General features: G+C 69.2%; 15 protein-coding genes and 3 pseudogenes. 9 read left to right on the top strand and 9 right to left on the bottom strand.

The annotated features are described in order from the left end of the window. Positions 1-328: 328 nt before the first annotated feature. Complete coding sequence (locus ME121_RS00925) at positions 329-922, bottom strand: Nmad2 family putative nucleotide modification protein (RefSeq protein WP_059408004.1); 594 nt, start codon at positions 920-922, stop codon at positions 329-331. Between the two features lie 7 nt (positions 923-929). Beyond that, complete coding sequence (locus ME121_RS00920) at positions 930-1457, bottom strand: hypothetical protein (protein WP_059408003.1); 528 nt, start codon at positions 1455-1457, stop codon at positions 930-932. 206 nt (positions 1458-1663) lie between these two features. Between ME121_RS00920 and ME121_RS00915 the strand changes: the two genes are divergently transcribed. The 3 genes from ME121_RS00915 (at position 1664) to ME121_RS00905 (ending at position 5249) form a co-directional block, all read left to right on the top strand. Further along, positions 1664-2815 (top strand): nucleoside triphosphate pyrophosphohydrolase family protein, encoded by a 1152-nt coding sequence (locus ME121_RS00915; RefSeq protein ID WP_059408002.1) that lies wholly within the window; start codon positions 1664-1666, stop codon positions 2813-2815. After that, positions 2812-3480 (top strand): uracil-DNA glycosylase, encoded by a 669-nt coding sequence (locus tag ME121_RS00910; RefSeq protein ID WP_059408000.1) that lies wholly within the window; start codon positions 2812-2814, stop codon positions 3478-3480. Before ME121_RS00915 ends, ME121_RS00910 begins: the two co-directional genes overlap by 4 nt. Positions 3481-4379: 899 nt before the next feature. Beyond that, positions 4380-5249 carry a hypothetical protein gene (locus ME121_RS00905; protein ID WP_059407997.1) on the top strand — a complete coding sequence of 290 codons (870 nt, stop codon included), beginning with the start codon at positions 4380-4382 and terminating at the stop codon, positions 5247-5249. A 354-nt stretch (positions 5250-5603) separates the two neighbouring features. Here ME121_RS00905 and ME121_RS33035 read toward each other — a convergent pair whose 3' ends face one another. Beyond that, positions 5604-5888, bottom strand: coding sequence for a hypothetical protein (locus ME121_RS33035; protein WP_089231216.1), 285 nt, complete (start codon positions 5886-5888; stop codon positions 5604-5606). Positions 5889-6000: 112 nt separating this feature from the next. After that, on the bottom strand, positions 6001-6243 hold the full coding sequence (locus ME121_RS00900; protein ID WP_143739255.1) for a hypothetical protein: 243 nt from the start codon (positions 6241-6243) through the stop codon (positions 6001-6003). A gap of 140 nt (positions 6244-6383) precedes the next feature. On the opposite strand from ME121_RS00900, the pseudogene ME121_RS33030 reads away from it, so the two are divergent. Next, positions 6384-6599 (top strand): annotated as a pseudogene (locus ME121_RS33030) (PAS domain-containing protein); the annotation flags it as partial. A gap of 16 nt (positions 6600-6615) precedes the next feature. After that, a complete protein-coding gene (locus tag ME121_RS00895) occupies positions 6616-6930 on the top strand; it encodes a hypothetical protein (protein ID WP_059407994.1) in 315 nt (104 codons plus the stop codon). A 49-nt stretch (positions 6931-6979) separates the two neighbouring features. Here ME121_RS00895 and ME121_RS00890 read toward each other — a convergent pair whose 3' ends face one another. The 5 genes and pseudogenes from ME121_RS00890 to ME121_RS00875 form a co-directional block, all read right to left on the bottom strand. After that, positions 6980-7558, bottom strand: a complete 579-nt coding sequence (locus ME121_RS00890; RefSeq protein ID WP_059407992.1) for a class I SAM-dependent DNA methyltransferase — start codon at positions 7556-7558, stop codon at positions 6980-6982. Between the two features lie 185 nt (positions 7559-7743). Beyond that, a pseudogene (locus ME121_RS33025) lies at positions 7744-7986 on the bottom strand (acyl-CoA dehydrogenase family protein); the annotation flags it as partial. A gap of 255 nt (positions 7987-8241) precedes the next feature. Next, positions 8242-10557, bottom strand: a complete 2316-nt coding sequence (locus ME121_RS33020; RefSeq protein ID WP_179239956.1) for a PAS domain-containing sensor histidine kinase — start codon at positions 10555-10557, stop codon at positions 8242-8244. Between the two features lie 125 nt (positions 10558-10682). Continuing rightward, on the bottom strand, positions 10683-11567 hold the full coding sequence (locus ME121_RS00880) for an NAD(P)H-hydrate dehydratase (RefSeq protein WP_059407991.1): 885 nt from the start codon (positions 11565-11567) through the stop codon (positions 10683-10685). Then, entirely contained in the window at positions 11564-12328 is a 765-nt protein-coding gene (locus ME121_RS00875) for a histidine phosphatase family protein (RefSeq protein WP_059407989.1), read from the bottom strand. Before ME121_RS00875 ends, ME121_RS00880 begins: the two co-directional genes overlap by 4 nt. A 373-nt stretch (positions 12329-12701) precedes the next feature. Between ME121_RS00875 and ME121_RS00870 the strand changes: the two genes are divergently transcribed. The 4 genes and pseudogenes from ME121_RS00870 to ME121_RS00860 all read left to right on the top strand — a co-directional run bounded on the left by ME121_RS00870 (position 12702) and on the right by ME121_RS00860 (position 20700). After that, positions 12702-13874 (top strand): YihY/virulence factor BrkB family protein, encoded by a 1173-nt coding sequence (locus tag ME121_RS00870; protein ID WP_059407987.1) that lies wholly within the window; start codon positions 12702-12704, stop codon positions 13872-13874. A gap of 169 nt (positions 13875-14043) precedes the next feature. Beyond that, positions 14044-14229: pseudogene (locus ME121_RS33015) on the top strand (PAS domain S-box protein); the annotation flags it as partial. A gap of 55 nt (positions 14230-14284) precedes the next feature. Then, positions 14285-17998, top strand: a complete 3714-nt coding sequence (locus ME121_RS00865; RefSeq protein WP_491892814.1) for a PAS domain S-box protein — start codon at positions 14285-14287, stop codon at positions 17996-17998. A gap of 203 nt (positions 17999-18201) precedes the next feature. Next, positions 18202-20700 (top strand): GAF domain-containing protein, encoded by a 2499-nt coding sequence (locus ME121_RS00860; RefSeq protein ID WP_089231186.1) that lies wholly within the window; start codon positions 18202-18204, stop codon positions 20698-20700. Positions 20701-20716 lie beyond the last annotated feature (16 nt).

Raw genomic sequence — 20716 nt, 5'->3', positions numbered from 1 at the left:
CTCGACGGATCGAGGCCAGATCGAGGGCCACGAGCGGCTGTCCGCCCGGACTTCCGACCGGCCCGGATGAAAGGTCGCCGCCCGCCGCCCTCACTCGAAAGCCCCTGGGCATCGCACGGGACACGCCGGCGGTAGAGGGTTCTGAGCCAGGCTCATTCCGGCAGGCGCCGCGCCTTCCGAGCCGCCCGCCCGGGGGCAGCCGGCGCGCGGCGTCGATGTCGCCGTAGGACCGGGGCGAGGTCACCTCGCCGCGGGTCACGCCCATGGCTTCGTGGCCGGGTCCGCCAGCCGTCCTCGCCGGCGGTGGGGCCGCCGGGGCGCTCGGCTCTCAGGCTGGCCAGTTCGCCGGGCGACCCAGGAAGCCGCGGCCCGGCATGCCGCGGAGCCATGTCACGAAGGCGCTCACCCGCTCGGGCGGGAACTGGTTTCGATGGCCCTGCGTGCTGTGCACGAGGTCGCGCAGTTCCTGGGGGACCAGCGGGCCCGACCCGCCCCAGTAGGCGTATTCGCGCCCGAGAAGCACCCTGTCGGTCCGCCCGGTGTCGCGCACCAGGTTCGGCAGGCTGGTGACGCCCCCGGGCTCGCTATGGAAGGAATCGGCCTGGACGAAGGTGCCGTCGGCCGAGCGGCGATAGATGTTGTCGCCGTAGATCTGCATGCGGCTGCCGGACATCACGGGTCGCTTGGCGCCGAAGCGCGCGTCGTCCCAGTACCGGTCGAAGGTGAGGATCTCGTCGACCCGCATCCAGTAGACGACACGGTCCTTGATCCCGTTCGGGATCGAACCGGTCCCGACCACGAAGTCCCCCACGCTCGCGTGCTGCCGGATCAGCGGTTTGCACGCGCTCAGCGTGCAAACCCGGTGAAACGGATTGGGCGCGAACCCGAGGTCGTGGTCGATCACGTAGGAGTGGACGCGCACGCCGGCCTCAGCACTTGTTCCGCTTGGTCTGGCGCTCCGCCCGCGGCTGGGCGTCGGGCTTCAACCACTCGGGCTTCGCGTTCCTCGGCGGTAGGGCGCCCCGCAGGCTGCCCGCATCCCAGGGGACGGTATCCCCGCCGTAATCCTCGAACGCGCGCGGCAGCGTCTCGTCCTGGGTTCTAGGAGGCCAGATCCCGATGACGCGACGACCCTGGGCGGCGGCCCGCTGCATCACGCGCCCCAGCTCCTCGTCCGCGAGGCAATCGGGAGACAGCACGATCACCCCCAAGTCCTCGTCCGGCGTCTCGGCGCGACCGGCCGGGGCCTCGTCATCCGCGGGCGCGGGCTCGCCGTCTTCCGGCGCAACGGGATCCTCGACGTGCTCGCCGTCTTCCCCTTCGTCGTCCTCCCCTTCGTCCGGCTCGACGACGGCGACCTCGTCGTCCACGACCTCGCAGCCCGCCTCGGCCAAGAGCTTGAGCAGGGCCGTGCGTTCCTCGTCATCGACAGGACCGAGCACGCGAACCTTCGGCATGTGCGGCTTCTCCCCGGTGCCCAGGTCCTTCCGTCGCGCATTCCGCCCGGGAGCCTGGCTCAGTAAAGCTTAGGTGGTCAGCCGCGGTCGGTATGGCAAGGGTGGTTCCGCCGCGGCGTGTGTCGGCACCGGCACCCTGGACTGAGCGCCGAAAAGGTCCGACGATGGCAACCTGAGGATATGCCAACCCGGAGCGGGGAGGGGACATGGATACGGCGCCGCTTAGCCTGAACGGTTATCAAGCCGGGGCGATCCGGACGGACCGGACGCGCGGGAAGGGCACCGGCCTCGACCTGGCCGTGCTCGGCCTCTTCGGCGAGACGGGCAGCCTGCTGAGCGAGACCAAGAAGAAGCAGCGCGACGCGCGGTCCTATCTCGGCTACGAGGCGAGCGTCGTCGAGGAGATGGGAGACGCGCTCTGGTACCTGGCGGTGATCGCCGATCACGCCGGGCTGCGCTTGGGGGATCTCGCCGGCCGGGACCTCGCCGGGGGATCCGAGCCGACCTTCGCGGACGTGCAGCCGCAGCGTGCCTTGCCTTTGCACGTCCCGACCGTCGCCTTCGAGCACACCCTGCTACAGCTGGCCGGGGCCGTCGGCCGGCTTGCCGCGCTGGGGGCGCGGGGCGACCTCGCGGGAAGCCCGGACCTGCCGGAGCGTCTCTCCGCAGTGTTCGGCCTTCTCGTCGCGGCCGCGAACGAGGCCGGCGTCACCCTTGAGCAGGCCGCCATGCGCAACCTCGCGAAGGCCGAGGACCGTTGGCCGGCGACGCGCGCGGCCCCGCCGCTGTTCGACGAGGCGTTCCCGGACGAGGAGCGCCTGCCCCGCGCGTTGACCATCGACATCTTCGAGCGCACCGGCGGCAACGACAGGCGGTACGTCGTGCAGCGATGCAACGGCATCTTCATCGGCGACCGCCTGACCGACAACATCATGAAGCCGGACGATTACCGGTTCCACGACGCCTTCCACTATGCCTACGCCGCCGTCCTCGGCTGGTCGCCGGTGACGCGCGCGCTGTTCCGCCTGAAGAGGAAAAGCGAGGCCCGCGTCGACGAGGGGCAGGATGGAGCGCGCGCGATCCTGATCGAGGAGGGCGTGGCGACCTTCGTCTTCGGTGAGGCGAAGCAGCTCGGCTTCTTCGAAGGGCAGCGCCCGGGCGACCTGGGCTTCGCCTTCCTGAAATCGGTGAGACAATTCGTGCGCGGCTACGAGGTCGAGGCCTGCCCGCTCTGGCTTTGGGAAGAGGCCATCCTCGCCGGTAACGAAGCGTTTCGTTTCTTGCGGGAGAAGCGCCGCGGGCGCCTTCGGCTCGATCTGGTCGGGCGGAAGATGCTGGTCGAGGACCTGCCGACATGACACCTGGCGCCTTCATCGAGGCCCTCGCGGCGCTTCGCTTCAGCGACACCTTCAACCCTTACGCCGAGGCCTGCCCGGACCACGACGGCGTCGATGCGCCTCAGGTCCGGCGTGAGAACCTGCGCCTCGTCCTGGAGGCGGCACTCGCCGGAGGTGTCGACTCGATCTGGATCGCGCGCGACCTCGGGTACCGTGGCGGGCGGCGCACGGGCCTGGCGCTCACGGACGAGGCACACCTCTCCGCCCATGCCGGTCTCTACGGACAGCTGCCGCTCGCGCGCGCCACCCGCGGCCCCGCGATGACCGAGCGCACGGCGACGGTGATCTGGCAGGTTCTCCGGGACCTGCGGCGTCCGATCTTCCTCTGGAACGTCTTCCCGCTCCATCCGCACGCGTCGGGCGACCCGCTGTCCAATCGCTGCCACACCCGTCGGGAGCGGCAGGCGTCCCGACATCTCCTCGAATGGCTGGTCTCGGAACTGCGGCCCCGGGTCCTGGTCGCCATCGGCAGGGATGCCGAGGCAGCGTTGGCGGACTTGGGTATGGCGGCCGAGCGGGTCCGGCACCCCAGCTACGGAGGACAAACCGAGTTCGTCGCTCGGATGGGCGAGTTATACGGTCTACCCGCCAAAGCTCCGCACGCGGTGCAACTCACGCTGCCGTAAGGAAACCGCAGCCGGATCTTCCCGACGTTGGTCTAGCGGGCCTCCAGGTCAGGCAGGATGCACCAGCACGTGTTCGTATGCTGGCCCTGGAAGAGACGCCTCGAACCTTCCCATCGCCCCGGCGGTCACGCGCACCTATGCCGGCGAGACTTCCAGGGTGCGACGCACCGGTGAACCCTAGGGGCGGGCAACGGGAAGCCGGATCACTTTGCTTTATCTTAGGCGTGCCTCCGGTCTATCGCCTTGGCGAAGGTCCGGCAGACGGGGGGGCGGTTTGGACGCGGCGGTTCGTGCGCGATTGCTCGCCTCCATGAAAGCCGGGCGCCTCGTCCTCCTCTGCGGCGCCGGCCTATCGATGGCGCCGCCGAGTTCCCTGCCGTCGGCCTGAACCGTGGCCGCCAGGTTCTACGACCGCTATGTCATGAGCATCGATCCGGCGTGCCCGCAGGAATTGCGCGGCGACCTGGAGTCCCTGGCGGATGTGCAAATACCCATAACTTGCGCATGACCCCCATAATCGGAGGCAGATTGCCCCCATATGTTGCGAGTGGGGACCCTTCCTCACTTGGCCAAGGGAACGGTTTAGCGCTCGACTGCTCCGCCGCGGATCGGGCGCTCCCTAGCAAGGGGGGCTTACCGGCCGTTGGATTTGCAGGCTTGGCAGGACCCGCATCGGGGCTAGGCTTGCCAAACTCAGGGGGAAACCCGGTCGACTCGCCCGGTGGCCTCCTGACGAACGAATCGGTACCTTCATCAGGAGCGTTGCCCCTGTTTCCTGCGGGAGGGTGGCGCATACCGGCGGCGAGGGTGCGGTTTACTCACAGGCCCACATAAGTCACTCCGAGCCGGCAGGTGCACCACCGCACGCCGGCGTCCCGCCCCGACGCCAAGTGCCGGTCATGTCCGATATGACGAAGGTCGTGGCCAACGCCCTGGGCGAGCACCTCGCGCTCACCTACCGGCACACCTTCGGCAGCCGTGACCCGCGCTACGCCGAAATCATCGAGGCTTCCGCGCGCCTCATGATCGAACGCATCGTCGGCAGCGACGCGCTCTACCACGACGGCGACCATACGACCCTCGTCACCCTCGTCGCCCAGGATATACTGCGCGGGCGCTTCCTGCAGCAGGGCGTCACGCCGGAGGACTGGCTGCACATGATCGTGGCCGCCCTCTACCACGACATCGGCTACGTGCGCGGGGTCTGCTCGGGCGACCGGGCCGACGCGTTCGTCATCGACGCCCAGGGCACGACCGTGAGCCTGCCGCGCGGCGCCTCGGACGCGGCGTTGGCGCCCTACCACATCGAACGTTCGAAGCTGGCGGTGCGGGAACGCTTCGGCACGCACGACCTCGTCGACGCGGGACGGGTGATCCGGGCCATCGAGCTGACCCGCTTTCCCGTGCCGGAGGACGACGAGCACCGCGAAACAAGCACGGAAGCGGGCCGGCTGCGAGCCGCGGACCTGATCGGGCAACTCGGCGACCCGCTCTACCCGCGCAAGCTGAACGCCTCGTTCCACGAGTTCGCCGAAGTCGGCCTCGACCGCCAGCTGCGATACGGCAGCCCGGCCGACCTGGCAGAGCGTTACCCGGCGTTCTTCTGGGCGAAGGTCGAGCCGGTCATCAGGGACGCGGCCTGCTTCTTAGACCTGACGGTCGAGGGGCGCGGCTGGTTGGCCAACCTATACGCCCACGTGTTCGCCATCGAGCACGACCGACGCCGCATGGGCCCGCATGCCGGCGGATCACGGAAAGACCGCCCGTAGCCCGCCACGCAGCGCCGCCCGGCGGCGCCGAGGCCTCTGCGTCCTGCTACGGACACGTAACGCGTTCCGGGGAACGCTACGCGGCACCCGCTACCCTCGAAATCTTACTCAACCAACTCCCGGTTGTCCCCTGCACTCCCCGGCGAAGCCGCCAATCCGAACCGCCTTGCGTGGGCCGGGGAGGTCCAGAACAGCCAGGCGTCAACAAGGCCCACCGGCCCGACCCATTAGGCCGGGGGTCTGCTCGGACCGGGCCGGCGGGTGTCCCTCGTGAGGACGGTTCAGAGTGCCGCCTTGGACGGGCGACGTCAAAGGCGGACGCCCCGCCATCGTCATAATGCAGGGCGCTTTAGGCTACTTGCCGCTCGGCGCCGCGCCACTGCCGGTCGCCCCGTTCCCCATGCTGCTGCCGGCCGGGGCGCCGGGCGTGCTGACGCGAGGGCCGCCGCTGGTGCCCGGAGCCATTCCCGAACCCGTCGAGCCCGTCCGTTCCGCGGCCTTCTCCGAATTGCTCTTCACGCTGCCGGGATTGTTCATATTGCCTTCCGTACGACCGCCGCCGGCGGGCGTCTGCGCAAGGACAGACCCTGAAAGAGCAAGCGAAAACAGCGTTGCGAGGCTGAGTGTCCGCGTCAACATGGGCATTTCTCCAGGATATAAAGCGTTCTAAATCGATCAACGCCGGGACACCTGGAATCGTTCATCGGCATTCATGGTTTGCGCCGCAATGATTCCCGTCACTGGAGTCTCATCATCGCTCCACTCGTTTCCGCACGAAATCGAGGCATTCGCCTCGTACCTTCGGGTCGTCGATCCTTTTGAAGAGGTCGGCCAAGACCAGGAGCTGCTCGGCGAGCGTGCTGCCGGCTTGCTCCGTCGGCTCCCCCTCGGGCTTGACGTCGAGGAACATGCCCACCGGGAGATCGAGCGCAGCCGCGATCCGCTCCAGTAGAAGGCGACCGGTTTCGGTGCCGGATAGCGGACGCGAAGTCATCAGCCCAAACCTGCCGAGGGTCCATTTGTAAAAGAAAATTCTCTGAATGCGGGCAATCTGAGGCACACCGCACGAGTGGCTTCGGGGATGGACAGCCTCCTCGGACAGGCTAATTCTGCCTCCGTAAGGGAGACGTCGCCATGATCTGGGCCGCGGAACTCGATAGATACGTCACTTACATTTGCGAGGAATGGTCCGCCGTCACGGGCCAGCCGCCATCGGAAAGCTTAGACCTCGGATGGTCGAAGGCGGTGCGTCCCGAAGAGCGGGACATGATATGTGGCGCGTTCCTGCAAGCCTTCGAGCACCGATGCACCTTCACGCTGCGCTACCGGCTGCGGCGATACACCGGCGACCACATGTGGGAGACAGGTGCGGCCGCCCCCTTCGTTCGCCCCGAAAGGCGCGGCGTTCATCGGCTTTCTCGGCATCGTCAGCAGGCTGGAGAGCGGGCAGGACCTCACAGCGGGCGCGGAGCTGCGCCATTACCGGGCGGTGCAACCGACAGGCGAGTTCGCGCCCATGTCGAAGCTCGACCTGCTCGCGGACCACCTGTTGATAGCCCGCTCGTCGGCCGTCGATGCCGCCGAATGGCTCCTGCCCCAGATCGATGATGCCCTGTTCGACGTCGGGCGCGAGATTGCGCGTCAGGAAGCCCAGAGGGATGCATCTGGCCTCCTACATTGACCGGTCGCACTCAAGACCTGTTCCGAGCGTCCCGCCGTCAAGCTGAAGCCTAGGGCCGCGCGTCTTCGTGGCGAGCCAGCACATCGAGCCGGTACTTGTCCGTCCTGGACTGGCCGAAGACACGCAGGAACGCTCGCGTGCCATCGATGGCGCGTTCAGCGGCCTCGTCTCCGGTGAGCGGATAATGCGTTTCACCCGTCCGATGAACCAACACCACGTCACCGCCTGGCCGAAGACAGCCTTGGACACGGTCCACCAAGCGCGTTAGGTCCCCTGCATCGAGGTAGTAGACGACCTCCGACAGCAGGATCAGGTCGAACGAGTTCCCCGGCCATTGTCCGGGCACCTGCGCGAGCTCGAAACGGACGTGGGGCAAGTCCCGGCACCGCTCGCGCGCCCGCGACAGGGCGCGCTCGGCCAGGTCGAGGCTCACGAGGGCATCGCACCGCTCGCCAGACGCCTCGGTCAGTACGCCGATGGAGCAGCCGACCTCCAGCGCGGAAGCGTACCGGGCCTGTGGCAGCGCGGCGAGAGTGGCCACGTACTTCGCCCGCTCGTAGTCGCTGGTCTCGAACTCCCAGGGGTCCGGGTTTTTGGCGTACCGCTCGTCGAAGTAGCTCGCCGGCAGGGAATGGACGTACCGGGTCGTCGCGCGGCTCCCGCCTCGAACAGATCTCCCGCAGCGCCGCGGGCTTCCAGGATCTCGGCGGCCGCCGTCGTGAGCGCCCGGTCCGGCGCGGGCTGGCGCAGGTAGGTGGCGAGGTCGCGCGAGAGCCGCTCCAGGGGGTGCTCGCGCAGGAAGCCCTGCAAGCCGACGGAGCGGTGGGCGAGTCGCAGAACTTCGATGCCAGCTCGATCGATGGCCAACCTGGCCAAGTTGACCAAGGCGACAATGCGCTCGGGGGTGAGTTCGTCCTCGGTAACGGTCCGGGCCGCACGCTCGACCCAGCCTCGCGCGCTCTCGACCGCGATGGCACCCTCGCCGAGGCGTGCGAGCTGGTGCGGGTCACTGCCTCGGCCGGTCTCGGCGAGATGCCCCCGCCATGCGTCGAACACCGCCTCGATGCCGCCGAGCTGCACCGCCGCGAAGCGCCAAGCACCGCCCGAGAACGTCGGCTGGCGGTGGTAGTCGTCCCAAGCGCCCAGGATTGGCGCCTGCTCGTTGCAGCCAGCGCTTCACCTCCATGGCGATGAGGTATTCGTCCTCGACGATTAGGACGCGACGGCCATCGAGCGGCAGGGGAGGGTCGGGCGTAAACACTCCTCGCGCAGGCATCTCCCTGAGGCCAACCGAGCTGCACAGATCCGCGTTCACTCAGGTTGGCCGACCGGCATCTCGATCCGGCAGCGCACGCCGTCTGAGCTCAGTTCGTACTCGACATCAGCCTCTAGCGCGTAAGCGAGCGCCTCCTGGATCAGCTCGGTGCCGTAGCCGCGCCGCGTCACCGCCTGCGGCCCCACGGCCACCCCGCTCTCAGTCCAGCTCAGCGTCAGGCGCGGCCGCCCACGCCTGTCCTGCACCTCATCCCAAGTGACCGAGAGCCAGCCGTGGTCGTCCTTGAGCGCCCCGTACTTCACGGCGTTGGTGGTCAGCTCATGCAGGGCCAGGGCGAAGTTCTGCACCTGCCGCGCCGTGAGCTTCACCTCCGGACCACCGACGCGTACCCGCACCGATCCTTCCTGTGCATGCGCGGCGAGCTCGGCGCGGACGAGGGCTCCGACATCGACGGTGTCGCTGCCCTGCTGGCTGAGCAGGCCTTGAGCCCGGCTGAGCGCCTGCAGACGCTCCTCGAACGCCTCGACTGCGCCGCCCTGCTTCATCGTGCGGCTCGCCACGGCACTGACCACGCCGAGCAGGTTGCGAGCACGGTGCTGCAGCTCGTTGACCAGCACTTCCTGACGCTGGGCGGACCCTTTCTCCTCAGTGATGTCGCGCCCGACGCCGCCGAGCCAGCACACCCGCCCGGCCGCATCGCGCATCGGGAAGTCGGTGTTGCGCACCCAGCGGACTGCGCCGTCGCCTGGGCGGCGGATGCGGTACTCGAAGGCAACGCGCTGCCCCATGCGCACGCTTTCGATGGCATCGAGAGCGGTCTGACGGTCCTCGGGTACGATCAGGTCGAGCCAGCCCGTTATGTTGTCGCCGCGCAGCGCCGTTTCTCGGTCGAGGCCGTAGATCGTCTCGAAGGCTGGCGTCAGGTAGATCCACCGCAGGGTCTCGGCATCGCGGATCCAGAGGACGTCGGACGAGGCATCACCGAATATTCGCAGCCGCTCCTCGCCCGCACGCATCGCCGCTTCGGCGCGGGCACGCTCCGCCGCTGCCCAGGTGCGTTCGGCCACCTCTCGAACAAGCGATAGCTCATGGTCGGTCCACGCACGCGGCATCGCGCTGTGCACGCCGAACTCGGCCACCAGTCGCCCGCCCTTGACGAGCGGCGCAACGATGGCGGCCCGCACGTTGGCCGCAGCCCAAGCAGCCCGCTCGCACACGTCAAAGCCAGGGACGGCGTCGATGTCGGCAACCACCAGGAGGTCACCGCGATAGCGCCCCGGCATCGTGCGCTCGCCGTAGGGGCGATAGGCGAACCGCTCCGGGAACGGGGTGACCGACGGCAGGCCGCCATTCGCAGGCCGCACGTACTGACCGCGGATCGTTCCGGACTCGTTGCCGGGTTCGCCATCGACCTCGGCGTACATCGCCCGGTCGAGGTTAAGCTGCGTGCCGAGCAGCCGGGTCGTGGTGGACTGGATCTCGACCGCATCCGCGAGCGGCCGGATGGCGTCGCTCAGCTTGAGCAGGAACGCCTGCCGCTCCTCACTCTCGCGCAGCGCCGTCTCGGCCTTCTTGCGTGCGGTGATGTCGGTGAAGACAATCGAGACGCGCGGTTTGGTCGTGTCGCCCAGTCGACCGACGTGGACGTCGTACCAACGGCCCGTAGGCTCGTGATAATCCTGAAGCCGCCTGCTCTCGCCAGTTCGGGCGACCTCAGCATAGAGTTCGATCCACCGCGGCTCGGTTCCTGCGATTTCCGAGTCGAGCCGGCCCGTCACGTCCGTGAGGCCCGTCTGCCGCTCGAACGCCGGGTTCACCTCGATGATGCGGTAGTCCGTCGCGTTTCCGTCCGCGTCATGGATCGGCTCGACGACGCAGAAGCCCTCGTCGATCACTTCGAATACCGTTCGGTAGCGCTCCTCGCTCTCGCGCAACCGCGCCTCGGCGCCCTTACTGGCGTCGATGTCGATGTTTATGCCGGCCCACTTGTCGATGTTTCCTCCCGCGTCGAACACGGGAGCGGCGCGGACATTGGTCCAGCGCCACCCTCCGTCGGGCGCGCGAAGGCGGAACTCGGCGTTGACTAGGCCATGCGCGGCGACCGCCGTCCGCCATTGCCGCTCGGCGTAGGCGCGGTCGTCCGGATGGATCGCGTCCAACCAGCCGTAGCCGAGCCACTCCTCCAGAGCCTGCCCTGTATAGGCCCGCCAGCTCGGGCTGTCGGCGACGACGACGCCCTGGGCATCCGTCTCCCACACTGCCTGCACCCAGCTCTCGATCAGGAGGCGGTGCCGCGTCTCGCTCTCCGTGAGACGACGTTCGAGATCGGCGATGGTCGTACGCTCATCCATCCGTCGAGTGAGCATGGCGCTGCGCCGATGCGCAACCCGAGGTCGGCTTTGGGGCGACAGCCCCAAAACCGCTTGCCACCCTGAACGGCCTCCACGAGTGGGTACCAGGGATCGGATTCGGGCCGCTAGGCCGCCGTCTCGCGGAGCAGGTGCGGCACCTCGCCGGGGAGCTCCCGGGCGAGGAACCCGACCGGGCCGACGGAGGCTGCCAGGCGCCTGCCAGCCTCCCCGTGGAGGAACACGCCCCACAGCGCCGCGGCCAACGGCTCCAGACCGCGCGCGAGCATCCCGACGACGATGCCGGCCAGGGCGTCTCCCGAACCGGACGTCGCGAGGCCGACGCCGCCGCCCTCATAGAGCCAACGCGCGCCCTGCGGGTCCACGATCCAGGTCTTGGCGCCCTTCATCACCACCACGGCTCCCAGCAGGTCGGCCGCCTTCAACGCAGCGTCGAGTGGGTCCGCCTCGACCTCCTCCCGACCGCGGCCCAGCAGTTGCGCCATCTCGCCGGCATGCGGCGTGATCACCACACGGCCCTCGTGCCGGCGGACGGCTTCAGCATAAGCGCCCAGGCCACAGACCGCGGCGGCGTCGAGGATGAAGGACGCATCCGGCAGCGCCTCCAGCAGGTCCAAGGCCAGCTTCGTGGTCGGTTCGTCCTCGACCAGCCCGGGGCCGACCAAGAGCGCGTCACAGCCCTTCGTCATCTTGAGCAGGCACTCCGAGGCGCGCGCGCCGTCGACGCCGCCCTCCGGTGTCTCGGGAAGGCCGATGACCATCGCCTCAGGTACGGCCAGTCCCATGCTCGAAGCCGCACTGTCGACCGTGGCGATCTTCAGCTTGCCCGCGCCCGCCCGCAGGGCAGCGGTGCCGGCCAGCAAGGCCGCACCCGGGACCGACCGGGAGCCCCCAAGCACCAGCGCGCTGCCGCGCTCGTCCTTGCTGCCCTCGTGCGGCAGGGGAAGCGGGAACGCCTTGAGGCTCTCCGCGGTGAGGATCTCGTGCGTCATCGGGCAGCCACGTTCGCGTCGGGTTCTGAGGTGACCGGTGCCCCGGCCTCGGCGACGGGCGCCACGAAGTTGTAGCGCACCAGCGCCAGCTTGCCGGTGCTGCCCTCGCGCGGCTGGAAGACGTACTCCGTCACCGAGCAATTCGCGACGTCGCCCGCGGCGTCGATGGCCAGGATCTCCGCCTCGGCCATCTCCTCGATCAGGTAGCGCAGGCACAGCACCACCACCTGGTGCGCGACGATGAGGACCCGCCGCCCTTCCTGGTGCAGCGAGACCGTGTCCAGCGCGCTCCGCAGGCGCAGGATCACGTCGCACCAGCTCTCCCCGGACGGGGGGCGGTGGTAGAACTTGCCCAGGCGCCGGCGCATCTCGGCCTGCTCGGGATACAGTTGTTCGACGCCCATTCGGGTCAGCCTGTCGAGGATGCCGAGTTCCTTCTCGCGCAACCGCTCGTCGACGAGCGAGTCCGGCGCGCCTTCCGTCAGGCCGCCCGCGGCGCGGATGCGCTCGGAGGTCTGCCTGGCCCGAAGGTAGGGCGAGGTCAGCGCCGTCTCGGGGCGTTCCTCAACCGGCATGCGCGCGAACCAGCGTCCGACGGCGTCGGCCTGCAGTTCGCCGCGGGCGCTGAGCGGTACGTCCACGTCCCGTTCCGCGATGTCGATGCGGTCCAAGCCGGCGCCGTGCGCTGCGTCAGCGGCGACGTTGCCGGCGCTCTCGCCATGGCGCACGATCCACAACCGGCTCGGCCATCGCTGCTGCATGTGTCGACCGTCCTCCCTCGGTGTTCGGCAACGTCCGTCGCGCGGCCAAGTTCACGGGTGGTGGCGGCCGCGTTCCCGCCCGGTCATCGCAACGCCCCGTGCACGGGCCTGCCTGCGTCATGCCTCCATCATGTGCCGGATGCGTGAGGTCAGGTCGTCCATCGCGCAGGCGCAGCCGTCGGGGCGGCCGGGCCCCTGGCCTGCCGCGGCTGAACGGTCCGGGCCCTGTATATTGCGGCCCCCTGCGAACGACCGCTTCCCCGGAGGCCGCATCGGGAAGCGGAATTTCGGCGACCGTCTGGCACCAAAGCGTGTCCATTCCCGTTGTGACGATGCCCCAGGGCCGCCCGCGTGCCCTGCGTCTCGATGAGCCATGACGGACCAGCCCGCTCCACCTCCTTCCCCTGCAGCCACAACGCCGACCTCCCCGACCTTGTGGACTGCCTTCCTGGGCGTTGCGCTTGTCGGCCTGGTCGCCCTCCCGAGGCGACGCGGAAGCTCCTCTCGCATCGCGAGCGGATCCGGAAAGGGCGACCGCAAACTTGGCTTTAAGGACGAACCCGTCTCGCACGAGGGCGCGGCGGCCGACCACGTGGCCGAGCGTGAGCCGGAACGCGGCCGCAAGGCGGACACGCCGTCCGAGATCCCGGCCAAGGGCTGGAAGGACATCGCCCTGCGCCTCTACCGGGAGTTCTCCAACGACCGCATCCTGCTGGTCGCGGCCGGGGTGACCTTCTACGCCATCCTGGCCCTGTTCCCGGCCATCGCGGCGCTCGTCTCCATCTACGGCGCGGTGTCAGACCCCAGCACGATCAACGCGCACCTGAACGAGTTGCGCGGCATCCTGCCGGACGGGGCGATCGACATCGTCGGGGGGCAGGTGAAGCGGTTGGTCGACAAGGGCGACACGGCGCTGGGCCTGACCGCCATCGTCAGCATCCTGATCTCGCTGTGGAGTGCCAACGGCGGGATGAAGGCGGTCTTCGACGCGCTCAACATCGCCTACGAGGAGGAGGAGAAGCGCTCGTTCGTCATGCTGAACCTGCAGTCGCTCGCCTTCACCGTCGGCGCCCTGCTGTTCGTCGTGCTGGCTTTGACCGGCATCGTGGTCGTGCCGGCCGCGTTGCAGGTGCTCGGGCTCGACGAGAAGGCGTGGTACATCGCGCTGCTGCGCTTCCCGGCCTTGCTGCTCCTCGTGGTCGGCAGCCTGGCCGTTCTGTACCGCTTCGGTCCGAGCCGCCGGAAGCCGAAGTGGCGCTGGGTGACCTGGGGCAGCGCAGTGGCGGGCACGCTGTGGCTGGTCGCGTCGGGGCTGTTCTCCTGGTATGTGGCGAACTTCGGCAGCTACAATGAGACCTACGGCTCGCTGGGCGCCGCCATTGGCTTCATGACCTGGATCTGGCTGTCCACGACGGTGGTGCTGCTCGGGGCCGAACTCAACGCCGAGATGGAGCATCAGACAGCCCACGACACCACGGTCGGCGGCGGGAAGCCTCTCGGTGCGCGGCAGGCCCGCATGGCGGATACCGTCGCTGCGTCGGCATGACTGCGGACGTCAGCCCGGGAGGCGGTCCGGCCCATGGCAACTGCGTAGCCGGATGGGTTGGCCTACGCCTCGCCTCAAATGACAGGCAAGCGGCTTCCACCTTCGCCGGTCGCCCGCCTTCTCCTCGAACACTCCGCGTAACCTTGCCTTGAACACTTCCTCTCGACCCATGCGCGGCGAGCCGACCCCGGCCATATGCCAGGCGATCTTCGACAGCGCCGTCGACCTCGCCATCATCACCACCGACCACGAAGGGCGCGTCACCGCCTGGAACCCGGGCGCCGAGCGCATCCTGGGCTGGTCGTCCGAAGAGATGGTCGGGCAGCCGGCGGCGAGCTTCTTCACCCCCGAGGACCAGGCAGCGGATCGGCCCGCTACCGAGATGCCGATGCGCCTTGCAGAGGGGGCGCGTGGCCGACGAGCGCTGGCACGTGCGCAAGGACGGCTCGCACGTTTGGGCCAACGGCGAGATGATGCCCCTGCGTTCGCCGGCCGGGGGCGACCTGGGCTTCCTCAAGATCCTGCGCGACCGCACCGAGGCCACAGACACGGAGGGGGCGACGCGGCGGAGCCGCGACGAACTTCAGGTCGTGACCGACGCGCTGCCGGTGCTGATCTCCTTCATCGACAAGGACCACGTCTACCGTTTCGTGAACCGTCACTATGAGACTTGGTTCGGTCTCCCGGCCGGCGAGATCCTCGACCGGCACTTGCGCGACGTCGTCGGTGAGGAGATCTACCGGGCGCGGCTGCCCTTCATGGCACGGGCTCTGGCCGGGGAGGAGGTCACCTTCGACGCGCTGATGCCGTACCGGGACGGCGCCACCCGCCAATCGGAGATCCGCTACATCCCGCGCCGGACCGCGGATGGGGTCCTCGACGGCATATTCGTCATGGTCACCGACATCGCCGAGCGCCACCGCGCAAGGGCCGACCTGCAGGTGGCGGAGGACCGGCTCCGGCTCGCCCTGGAGGCGTCTGGCACCGGCATCTACGATTACGACCTCGTCACCGGCACGCTGACCTGGGACGCGCGTACCCGCGCCCTGTTCGGGCTCTCGGACGACGACCCGGTCTCCTACGAGAGCGCCTTCCTGCCCGGGGTTCATCCGGACGACCGAAAGAGGACCGATCGAGCCGTCCAGGCCGCCATCGGCTCGCCCGAGGGTTTCGACATCGAGTACCGCGTCGTCGGCCGGCGCGGCGGCGTGGAACGCACCCTGGCCGCACGGGGCAACACCGTCTTCCGGGATGGCGCGCCCGTTCGCTTCGTCGGAACCGTGCTCGACATCACCGAGGCCCGGGCTGCCGAGGCGCAGGCACGCCAGCTTGCCGCCCTCGTCGAGCAATCGAGCGACTTCATCGGCATAGCGGACCTCGGAGGGAAGGCCGAGTTCCTGAACGAGGCCGGTCGCAGGCTCGTGGGGTTGGCGAGCCTGGAGGAGGTGCGCCGCTATGCCATAGAGGACTACTTCGAGCCCGGGGACAGGCCGACGGTGGCGGACGAGGTCCTGCCCGCCGTGCGCGAGGCCGGCTTCTGGGAAGGCGACCTTTCGTTCCGCAACTTCTCGACCGGCGCCGCCGTCCCGGTCCACTACACCATCTTTCCTGTCCGTGACGCGGCGGGCACCGTCACCGGCTACGGCACCGTCACGCGCGACCTGACGGAGCGCCGCAGGCAGGAATCCTTCCGTACGGCCCTCATCGCCATAGGCGACCGCCTCCAGGGATGCCGGGACACCGCCGAGATGGCAGCGGCCGGGGCCGAGATCATGGCGCGCACGCTGGGTCTCGACCGCGCCGGATACGGCACGGTCGACGAGACGCTGGAGCACGTCGAGATCGAGCGCGACTGGACGGCGCCGGGCGTTCCGAGCGTCGCCGGTCGCCACCGTTTCGCCGATTACGGCGATGTCCGCGCGGGCCTGGAACTAGGACAGGAGGTCGTAATCCGGGACGTCACCGCCGACCCGCGGACCGCCGGCAACCCGGGTCCCCTTCTCGCCATCGGCGCCCGGGCCCTGATCAACGTGCCCGTGATGGAGCGTGGGCGCATCGTGGCGGTGTTCTTCCTGCACGACCGGCAGGTCCGCGACTGGCGCACCGACAAGCTCGCCTTCGTCCGCGACGTCGCCGAGCGCACCCGCGCCGCCATCGAGCGCTTCCGCGCCGAGGCGCGCCGGCGCGAGAGCGAGGAGCAGTTCCGGGTCTTCGCCCAGGCTATTCCGAATCAGGTCTGGGCCGCATACCCGGACGGGTCGCTGTACTGGTTCAACGACCAGTTCTACGCCTATTGCGGCGAGCCGAAGGGCAGCCTGCTCGGCCCCGATGCCTGGGCCGGCATCGTCCACCCGGACGACGTGGGACCGGTCACGGTCGCCTGGGACAAAGCCCGTGCGAACGAGACCGTCTACGAGGCCGAGTACCGGGTGCGCCGCGCCGACGGCGCCTACCGCTGGTTCCTGGTCCGGGGTGAGCCGGTGCGCGACGATGCCGGCCGGATCCTGCGCTGGGTCGGCACCAACACCGACATCGACGACCGGAAGCGGGCCACCGCCGAGTTGGAGCACTTGGCGGCCACGCTGGAGGAGCAGGTCGAGGAACGCACGCGCGACCGCGACCGGATGTGGCGCCTCTCGACCGACGTCATGCTGGTGGCCCGCTTCGACGGGACCATCGTCGCGGTGAACCCGGCTTGGACCGTGCTGTTCGGCTGGAGCGAAGCCGAACTCATCGGGCGCTCCTTCATGGATTTGGTCCATCCAGACGATGCGGCCGCCACCGCGGCTGCGGCCGGCGACCTCTCCGTCGGCTCTGTCATCCCGCGCTTCGAGAACCGCTACCGGCATAAGGACGGCAGCTACCGCTGGCTGTCCTGGACGGCGGTGCCGGACGAGAGCTTCATCCACGCGGTCGGTCGCGACGTGCAGGCCGAGAAGGAGGCCGCCGAGGCGCTCGCCAGGACCGAGGAGGCTCTGCGGCAATCGCAGAAGATGGAGGCGGTGGGCCAGCTCACAGGCGGCATCGCCCACGACTTCAACAACCTGCTTACCGGCATCTCCGGCTCACTGGAGCTGATGCAGACCCGCATGAGCCAGGGCCGCCTGACCGACCTCGACCGCTACATGACGGCGGCCCAAGGTGCGGCCAAGCGCGCGGCCGCACTCACCCACCGGCTGCTGGCGTTCTCGCGGCGGCAGACGCTCGACCCTAAGCCGACCAGCGTGAACGCCCTCGTCCACGGCATGGAGGAGCTGATCCGCCGGACCGTCGGGCCCGCCATCCACATTGAGGTGGTTGGGGCGGCGGGCCTCTGGCCGGCGCTCGTTGACCCACCGCAGCTTGAGAACGCGCTGCTGAACCTGTGCATCAACGCGCGCGACGCCATGCCGGAGGGGGGTCGCGTCACTATTGAGACCGCCAACAAGTGGCTCGACGACCGTGCGGCGCGAGAGCGCGACCTGCCGCCGGGCCAGTACCTGTCCCTGTGCGTCACCGACACCGGCACCGGCATGACCCCGGAGGTCGTCGCGCGCGCCTTCGACCCCTTCTTCACGACCAAGCCTATCGGAGAGGGCACCGGCCTGGGCCTGTCCATGATCTACGGGTTCGCCCGGCAGTCGGGCGGGCAGGTGCGGATCTACTCGGAGGTCGGCCAGGGCACGACCATGTGCATCTACCTGCCGCGCCACTACGGCAACGCGGAGGACATCGAGGGAATGCCAGACCTCGCTTCGGCCCCGCGCGCCGAGCAGGGCGAGACGGTGCTCATCGTCGACGACGAGCCGAGCATCCGCATGCTGGTCACCGAGGTTCTGGAGGATCTCGGCTACACCGCCATCGAGGCGGCCGACGCGGCCGCCGGCCTGAAGGTGCTTCAGTCGGACGTGCGCATCGACCTTCTGGTCACCGATGTCGGCCTCCCCGGCGGCATGAACGGCCGGCAGATGGCCGATGCCGGTCGCGTGAACCGCCCGGGCCTGAAGGTGCTGTTCATCACCGGCTACGCGGAGAACGCGGCGGTCGGCAACGGCCACCTTGAGCCCGGCATGGCGGTGCTGACCAAGCCATTCGTGATGGAGGCGCTGGCCACGCGCATCAAGGACCTGATCGCGGCATCCTAACGGCTCCGCGAGGGCGACCGGTTGGGGATCCCGTGCCTTCTCGGCATCCGGCGCCCGCATAAGCTGCACCGCGCGCCGATTTCGCGCTATCGGGACAGGGTCAAGCGTTGCCTGAGCGAAGCGAATGGGCGACGCATGGCCGTATATCCCAGACGCTCCGCGCCCGTCGGTTCCGCGCGGGGCCCCGTAGCGCCGGCCTCTCCATGACCGCACCTGCACCCGCCTTGGATACCCTGGTCGACCCGACCCGGCTCGCGGCCCTGGCCGCTTACGACATCCTCGACACCGCCCCGGAGAAGGGCTTCGACGACATCGTCCTGCTCGCCCGCAACATCTGCGAGACTCCGGTGGCCCTGGTCAGCCTCGTCGCCGGCGACCGCCAGTGGTTCAAGGCACGCCTCGGCTTCCCGGAGTGCGGGACGGACCTGAACGCGTCCGTCTGCGCCCACGCACTCGTCGAGCCGGACCTGCTCGTCATCCCCGACCTGAGCCGCGACCCGCGCACCCGAGCTAACCCCCTGGTCACCGGTGGGCCCCGCATCCGGTTCTACGCAGGCGCGCCCCTTCGCACGCCGGGCGGCAAGGCGCTGGGGAGCCTCTGCGTCATCGACGTCGCTTCGCGCCCGTCCGGGCTGACGGCGGGGCAGGCCGAGTCCCTGCGGGCGCTGGCCGATCAGGTCATGGCGCAGATGGAGCTACGCCGCGCGTTGGCCGAGCAGCGGCGTCTGCTCCAACGGAGCGAGGAGTTGATCCGCACCCAGGCCGCCATGTCCGTGGCCAAGGGCGACATCGGGGCCATGCTGGACGCCTTGGTCGAGGGCGCGATGGAGGCCGTGCCGCATGCCGAGGGTGCCGTCATCGAGACGCTGGACGGCGAGGAGCTGGTCTACCGTGCCACCAAGGGCGTGCTCGTGGGCCACGCCGGCCTGCGGCTTCCGCTGCGAAACAGCCTCGCAGGGGCATGCCTGCTCTCCGGCGAGCCCATTTTGGTGCCCGACGTGCTGGAGGACCCCCGGGTCAAGCGGGATCTCGTCGCCTCCCTTCGCCTGCGCTCCTGCGCGCTGGTGCCGGTCAGGCGAGCCGGTGAGGCAGTCGGGGTGCTGAAGCTACAATCAAGCCGGCGCAGCGCCTTCACCGCCATGGACCTCAAGCTGGCCCAGGTTCTCGCCGGCACCGTGTCGGCCGGCCTCGCCGAGATCGGCGAGGCCGCTGCCCGGCGCGAGGCCGAGACCCGGCTGCGCCGGGCGCAAGAGGCTGGCGGCGTCGGCGTGTTCGCCATCGGGCTGGACGGCATCCTGCACGCCACGCCCGAGTTCTGCCGCCTCTACGGCCTGCCTCCGCGCGACAGCTACCCCTCCACGGCCTTCGAGCACCTCATCATCCCCGAGGATGCGCACCTCATCTCGACGGCGGAAACGCGGCGGAGCGGGCAGGCGCCGTGCGATGTGGAGTACCGCATCCGCCGGCCCGACACGGGGGAACTGCGCTGGATCGCCCGCAAGGGCGAGCTCGAATACGATGAGGCCGGCCGACCGATCCGCTTCGTCGGCGTGGCCCGCGACATCACCGGGCAGAGGGCAGACCGGGACGCGTTGGCCGAAAGCGAGCGGTACAAGGGCGTTCTGCTGGAGCTCGGGGACCGACTGCGCGACCTGACCGGGGTTGCCGAGGTGACGCGGTTGGCGGCCGAGGTCGCCGGCACCGCGTTGGGCGCAAGTCGCGCCGGCTTTGGCGGCCTCGACCCGACGGGCGAGCACGTCACCATCGAGCCGGACTGGACGGCGCCGGGTCAGGCGAGCATCGCCGGCCTCCACCGCTTCGCCGATTACGGCGATTTCCACCATGACCTCATGCGGGGCGAGCCCCTGGTGGTGCACGACGTGGCAACCGATCCGCGCACCGCCTCGTTCGTGCCAGCGCTGCAGGAAATCGACCTAGCGGCCTTCGTCGATACCCCGCTGCGCGAGCGCGGGAGGACCGTGGCGCTGTTCTTCGTGCACGACCGCGTGCCCCGGACATGGACCGCGCAGGAGCTGGAATTCATGCGAGCGGTGGCGGACCGCGTCGAGGTCGGCGTCGCCCGGCTGCGGGCCGAGGAGCGGCAGCGCCTGCTTAACCACGAGCTCTCGCACCGCATGAAAAACCTGTTCTCCATGGTGCAGGCCGTCGTGACCCAGACCCTACGGGGCGCCACCGACGTGGACGACGCGCGCGAGGTGCTCTCCCGACGCCTGATCGCGCTCGGCAAGGCGCACGACATCCTGCTCGGCGGCGTGGCCGAACGCGCCTCGCTCGCGGCGGTCGTCCGGGAGGGCATCGGCGTTCTGGAGGGGGCGTCGCAGCGTGTGCGGGTCGACGGCCCCGAAATCGAGGTCGGCGCGAAGGCGGCGCTCTCGCTCGCGCTGATGCTGCACGAGATGACCACCAACGCCGTGAAGTACGGCGCACTTTCCGTCCCGGACGGGCAGGTCGACCTGTCCTGGTCCGTCTCTGAGGCTGACACCGGCCCGGCCCTGAGGTTTACTTGGCGCGAGCGCGGCGGTCCCCCAGTCGAGCCGCCGGTCCGCAAGGGCTTCGGGACGCGCCTGATCGAGCGCGGCCTGACCGGCCAGGTCGGCGGCGTCCTGTCGCTGGATTACGCGCCGACAGGGGTCACCTGCGCGGTCGAGGCACCCCTGCGCAATTTCCAGGACGAGGGCTGAAGCCGTAAACGGTCGC

Source organism: Methylobacterium sp. ME121, assembly GCF_000974725.1.
Classification (GTDB): domain Bacteria; phylum Pseudomonadota; class Alphaproteobacteria; order Rhizobiales; family Beijerinckiaceae; genus Methylobacterium; species Methylobacterium radiotolerans.
Note: the sequence above shows the minus strand (reverse complement) of the source record. Positions and strands in the feature narration are given on the sequence as shown.

What these genes read in the sequence shown, in the direction of transcription:
- ME121_RS00880 (WP_059407991.1), bottom strand. Translation starts at nt 11,567, where the DNA reads ATGACGCACGAGATCCTCACCGCGGAGAGCCTCAAGGCGTTCCCGCTT.
- ME121_RS00905 (WP_059407997.1), top strand. Translation starts at nt 4,380, where the DNA reads ATGTCCGATATGACGAAGGTCGTGGCCAACGCCCTGGGCGAGCACCTC.
- ME121_RS33020 (WP_179239956.1), bottom strand. Translation starts at nt 10,557, where the DNA reads ATGGATGAGCGTACGACCATCGCCGATCTCGAACGTCGTCTCACGGAG.
- ME121_RS00920 (WP_059408003.1), bottom strand. Translation starts at nt 1,457, where the DNA reads ATGCCGAAGGTTCGCGTGCTCGGTCCTGTCGATGACGAGGAACGCACG.
- ME121_RS33035 (WP_089231216.1), bottom strand. Translation starts at nt 5,888, where the DNA reads ATGTTGACGCGGACACTCAGCCTCGCAACGCTGTTTTCGCTTGCTCTT.
- ME121_RS00860 (WP_089231186.1), top strand. Translation starts at nt 18,202, where the DNA reads ATGACCGCACCTGCACCCGCCTTGGATACCCTGGTCGACCCGACCCGG.
- ME121_RS00910 (WP_059408000.1), top strand. Translation starts at nt 2,812, where the DNA reads ATGACACCTGGCGCCTTCATCGAGGCCCTCGCGGCGCTTCGCTTCAGC.
- ME121_RS00900 (WP_143739255.1), bottom strand. Translation starts at nt 6,243, where the DNA reads ATGACTTCGCGTCCGCTATCCGGCACCGAAACCGGTCGCCTTCTACTG.
- ME121_RS00875 (WP_059407989.1), bottom strand. Translation starts at nt 12,328, where the DNA reads ATGCAGCAGCGATGGCCGAGCCGGTTGTGGATCGTGCGCCATGGCGAG.
- ME121_RS00915 (WP_059408002.1), top strand. Translation starts at nt 1,664, where the DNA reads ATGGATACGGCGCCGCTTAGCCTGAACGGTTATCAAGCCGGGGCGATC.
- ME121_RS00870 (WP_059407987.1), top strand. Translation starts at nt 12,702, where the DNA reads ATGACGGACCAGCCCGCTCCACCTCCTTCCCCTGCAGCCACAACGCCG.